4 protein-coding genes and 1 rRNA gene are annotated in these 4,512 nt (G+C 53.4%); all 5 read left to right on the forward strand.

The features are described 5' to 3' along the window. Window positions 1-99: ribosomal RNA gene (rrf, locus tag ENI00_RS12120) — 5S ribosomal RNA — on the forward strand; the annotation flags it as partial. A gap of 157 nt (window positions 100-256) precedes the next feature. After that, window positions 257-1,807 (forward strand): 2-isopropylmalate synthase, encoded by a 1,551-nt coding sequence (locus tag ENI00_RS12125; protein ID WP_304102606.1) that lies wholly within the window; start codon window positions 257-259, stop codon window positions 1,805-1,807. A gap of 50 nt (window positions 1,808-1,857) precedes the next feature. Continuing rightward, on the forward strand, window positions 1,858-2,682 hold the full coding sequence (locus ENI00_RS12130) for a 2-isopropylmalate synthase (protein WP_304102609.1): 825 nt from the start codon (window positions 1,858-1,860) through the stop codon (window positions 2,680-2,682). After that, complete coding sequence (gene rimI, locus ENI00_RS12135; RefSeq protein ID WP_414674253.1) at window positions 2,649-3,170, forward strand: ribosomal protein S18-alanine N-acetyltransferase; 522 nt, start codon at window positions 2,649-2,651, stop codon at window positions 3,168-3,170. The genes ENI00_RS12130 and rimI overlap by 34 nt, the downstream gene beginning before the upstream one ends. 86 nt (window positions 3,171-3,256) lie before the next feature. Then, window positions 3,257-4,512, forward strand: a 1,256-nt coding sequence (prfC, locus tag ENI00_RS12140) for a peptide chain release factor 3 (protein ID WP_304102612.1), incomplete at its 3' end; no start/stop codon positions are given.

Genomic DNA, 4,512 nt, shown 5'->3' on the forward strand with positions numbered 1-4,512 from the left:
CCTGGTACCACCTGATCCCATCCCGAACTCAGAAGTGAAACAGGCCTGCGCCGATGGTAGTGTGGCATTTGCCCATGTGAGAGTAGGTCATCGTCAGACTCTTAATACCAAAAACCCCCTCCGGTCCGCCAGAGGGGGTTTTTTTATGCCCGAATGGGCGCTCGCGATTCAGGTGGGCACTGCTCACTTTACCTCTGAGTGATATACTGTTGGCATAAATTCAATTGCCTTAGCAAATGCCTTAGGGAGTACCTCAATGTCTGCCAGCGATCACTTGGTCATATTTGATACCACGCTTCGAGACGGTGAGCAGAGTCCCGGCGCCACCATGAACAAGGCGGAGAAACTCCGAATTGCCAAGGCTCTCGAAAAACTACGTGTTGATGTGATCGAGGCCGGTTTTGCAATCGCAAGCCAGGGTGATTTCGAAGCGATCAAGTCCATAGCGGAGACCATAAAAGGGTCAACGATTTGCAGCCTTGCACGAGCCCTGGATAAAGACATTGATCGCGCCGCAGAAGCGATTCGCCCAGCAGAACGAGCGCGCATTCACACGTTTATTGCAACGTCGCCCATTCACATGAAGCACAAGCTGCAAATGCAACCGGATGACGTGATTGAGCAGGCGGTTCGGGCTGTAAAGCGCGCGCGAAGTCATGTGGATGACGTTGAGTTTTCCTGTGAGGATGCGGGTCGCTCGGAACTGGATTTTCTTTGCCGGATTATTGAGGCCGCTATAGACGCCGGCGCTAATACAATTAACATTCCTGACACGGTTGGCTACGCCATTCCCGAACAGTTTGCCGACACGGTTTATCAACTGCTGAATCGGATTCCTAATGCAGACAAAGCCATTTTCTCGGTTCATTGCCATAACGACCTGGGGCTTGCAGTTGCAAATTCGCTCGCGGCGGTAACCCGCGGCGCCCGGCAAGTAGAATGCACCATTAATGGTTTGGGTGAGCGCGCCGGCAATGCGTCTCTGGAGGAGATCGTGATGGCTGTTCGTACCCGTCAGGATTTGTTCAATATTGATACCCGGATAGACGCTCGCCATATTGTTCCGACGTCACGCCTCGTCTCCACTATCACCGGTTTTCCAGTGCAACCAAACAAGGCCATAGTAGGTGCGAATGCCTTCGCCCACGAGTCGGGTATTCATCAGGACGGTGTGCTCAAGCATCGTGAGACCTACGAGATTATGCGGGCGGAGGATGTCGGCTGGCATACGAATAGCCTGGTTCTTGGCAAACACTCTGGTCGCAATGCATTTCGCACACGCCTGCTCGAATTGGGCATTCAGTTTGAAACAGAAACCGAGCTTAATGAGGCGTTCACCCGTTTCAAAGCTCTGGCTGATTTGAAGCATGAGATCTTTGATGAAGATCTGCAGGCGATTGCCAGCGACACTCGGCAGAAGGATGAGGACGGTCGTTACGGGCTCGTTTGCTTGCTGGTTTGTTCTGAGACCGGTGTCATACCCAAGGCCACGATGACACTCACAATGGATGGAAAGGAACACAAGGTCGAAGCGGAAGGCAGTGGTCCGGTCGACGCGACATTCAAGGCTATCGAATCGCTTGTCGATTCAGGCTGCAATCTACAGCTCTATTCCGTGAACAACATTACCAGTGGAACTGACGCTCAGGGTGAAGTGACTGTTCGGTTGGAGCGTGGTGGCCGAATCGTAAACGGCGTAGGTGCAGATACCGATATCATCATTGCTTCGGCTAAAGCCTACATTGAAGCCCTTAACCTGATCAGCCGCGGTGGTATCCGCCAGCACCCCCAGGTGGCGGATGTTTGATTTGAAGTGCTCCGGAACGACGAGCCTGCAGCGGATCAACGGTAACGTGAATGATCCGGACTGAAGCTCAACGACAATTCTATCTCGGCTTGGCGGGCGTTCGGTTGTGGTACGCCCGCGAACCGCTGCCGGGTGCTGCGCCCAGCCCCGAATTTCTGTTCCCGGAACCGGATGAACAAGCGACGCCGCTTGTGTCGGGTAAGGTTAAGACTGCAGTGGCCCCCGCAGAAGAGGCCGCTCTCAATCCGGCGCCTGCCGCCCCTGAAACTGGCAAGCGGGGAGCTCAGCGAATTGCCAATCTCCAGGCGTTGATGGATCAAGGCGTTGAGACGACGGGCAAAGAGTCGCAGGCTCAGCCGCCGCCAGTAGAGGCAAGGTTGCCAACCGATCAACCCCAAAACACGACGACCCCGGCACCGATGGCGCAGGTACAAACGGGCAAGGCGCTGAGTCTTAGTGTGGGAGTGTTTTTTGGTCAGCGTCATATTCTGATCGCCAGCATATCCAAAGAGGTGAGTCTTGGTCTGCAGGAGACTCTTGCTATAAACATACTGAAGAGCCTCGGGGAAGCGCAGGCAAAGCCCTCCGCGTGGGTCCAATGGCCTGTTTTCAATAATCGCCTTGTGGCGGGAGGAACGATTGCTGATCTGGTGTCTGTTATGAAGCCTGTTTTGAGTGACGTCGCCAAAAAGAAGGTGATCGTTCTGGGGCGTATTGGCGATGGAGATTCGGGTGAAGGAAATAGTGGCTGGCTGGCAGAGACACTTGCGCGATGCCCCGACATCGAATTTGAGTATTCGCTTGCAGAACTTGCCAGTAATCCGCGTTCCAAGCGTTCTTTATGGCAGCAACTGAAACCGTTGGTCAGAACCTGATGCCAAAAAGGGACGACTCATATTGCGCCGCTGGTGAACTGGATCTGACGATACGCCCTTTGGAGCCAAGGGATTTGCCTGAGATGCTGAACATAGAGCTTCAGGGATACTCGCACCCCTGGTCTGAAGGAATATTCCGGGACTGCTTCAAGCCGAGTTACCGATTGTGGGGCGTTTGTCAGGGTGGCTCATTGGTCGGGTACGCCGTAATTTCCTATGTACTGGACGAGGTTCATCTGTTGAATCTCTGCATCCACCCCGGGTGTCGTGGCCAGGGTGCCGGAAAACTCCTACTGCGCTACCTTCTTGCTGAAGCAGCCCGTGAGTGTATGAACCAGGTTATTCTGGAAGTGAGACTGAGTAACAACGTTGCGAGCAAGCTCTATCGCAATGAGGGCTTTGAGGAAATAGGTCGTCGACCCCGATATTATCCTGCTGCCTCAGGGCGCGAAGATGCACGGGTAATGACGCTGTTATTACAACCCTGATGCGTGCTGCTTCTGTTCGCGTAATGACCGCTTAACCCTTATAATGCTGCCTTTCCCGAACATCTGACGCAGGTTGCCCCTCGACTATGTCTCACCTTTCCCAGGAAGTGGCTAAACGCCGCACCTTTGCGATTATCTCTCACCCGGACGCTGGTAAAACCACCATTACCGAAAAAGTCCTCTTGTTCGGGAATGCTATACAGAAGGCGGGCACGGTCAAGGGCAAAAAGTCCGGCCAGCATGCAAAATCTGACTGGATGGAAATGGAGAAAGAGCGGGGTATTTCGGTAACCACGTCCGTTATGCAGTTTCCGTACGGCGGCAAACTGATAAACCTGTTGGACACACCGGGTCACGAGGATTTTTCTGAGGACACGTATCGTACTCTGACAGCAGTGGATTCATGCTTGATGGTTATCGACAGCGCCAAAGGCGTTGAAGAGCGCACCATCAAGCTGATGGACGTCACCCGGCTTCGAGATACGCCTATTCTGACGTTCATGAATAAGCTCGATCGTGAGACCCGGGATCCGATAGAGCTGATGGACGAAGTGGAAAATGTTCTGAAAATTGCTTGCGCACCGATCACCTGGCCTATTGGCATGGGTAAAAACTTTAAAGGTGTGTACCACCTGCTCCGTGACGAAGTGATTCTGTATCAGGGTGGGCAGGGTCACGCTATTCAGGACGTTCGCGTTATCAGTGGATTGGCTAATCCGGAACTTGACACGGTGCTTGGTGCTTACGCGAGTGACTTGCGCAATGAGGTAGAGTTGGTGAAGGGGGCGTCTCATGAGTTCGATCTTGAGGCATTTCTGGCCGGTGAATTGACCCCGGTGTTTTTTGGTACGGCGTTAGGTAACTTTGGCGTCGACCACATGCTGGACGGGCTAATTGACTGGGCTCCCACGCCTCAACCCCGCGAAACAGACCACAGGCTGGTGCAGCCAGATGACGAAGCTTTCACCGGTTTTGTATTTAAGATTCAGGCCAACATGGACCCTCAACACCGGGACAGAGTTGCGTTTATGCGCGTCGTGTCGGGTAAATACAGCCAGGGCATGAAAGCCCGGCATGTGCGGATTGCGAAAGAAGTTCGGTTTTCTGACGGTTTGACGTTTATGGCCGGAGACCGTGAACGGGCAGAGGAAGCGTATGCGGGCGATATTATTGGCCTGCATAACCACGGCACAATCCAGTTGGGAGACACATTTACCGGCGGCGAAAACATGAAGTTTACCGGTATTCCCAATTTTGCGCCGGAGTTGTTCCGTCGGATCCGTCTGAAAGACCCATTGAAGGCAAAACAGCTCCAGAAAGGCTTGATTCAGCTCTCGGAAGA

Source organism: Marinobacter antarcticus, assembly GCF_011049865.1.
GTDB lineage: Bacteria > Pseudomonadota > Gammaproteobacteria > Pseudomonadales > Oleiphilaceae > Marinobacter > Marinobacter antarcticus_A.

Excerpts from the sequence above, each read along its gene's own strand:
- rimI (WP_414674253.1), top strand. The coding sequence starts at position 2,649 with ATGGCAGCAACTGAAACCGTTGGTCAGAACCTGATGCCAAAAAGGGAC.
- ENI00_RS12125 (WP_304102606.1), top strand. The coding sequence starts at position 257 with ATGTCTGCCAGCGATCACTTGGTCATATTTGATACCACGCTTCGAGAC.
- ENI00_RS12130 (WP_304102609.1), top strand. The coding sequence starts at position 1,858 with ATGATCCGGACTGAAGCTCAACGACAATTCTATCTCGGCTTGGCGGGC.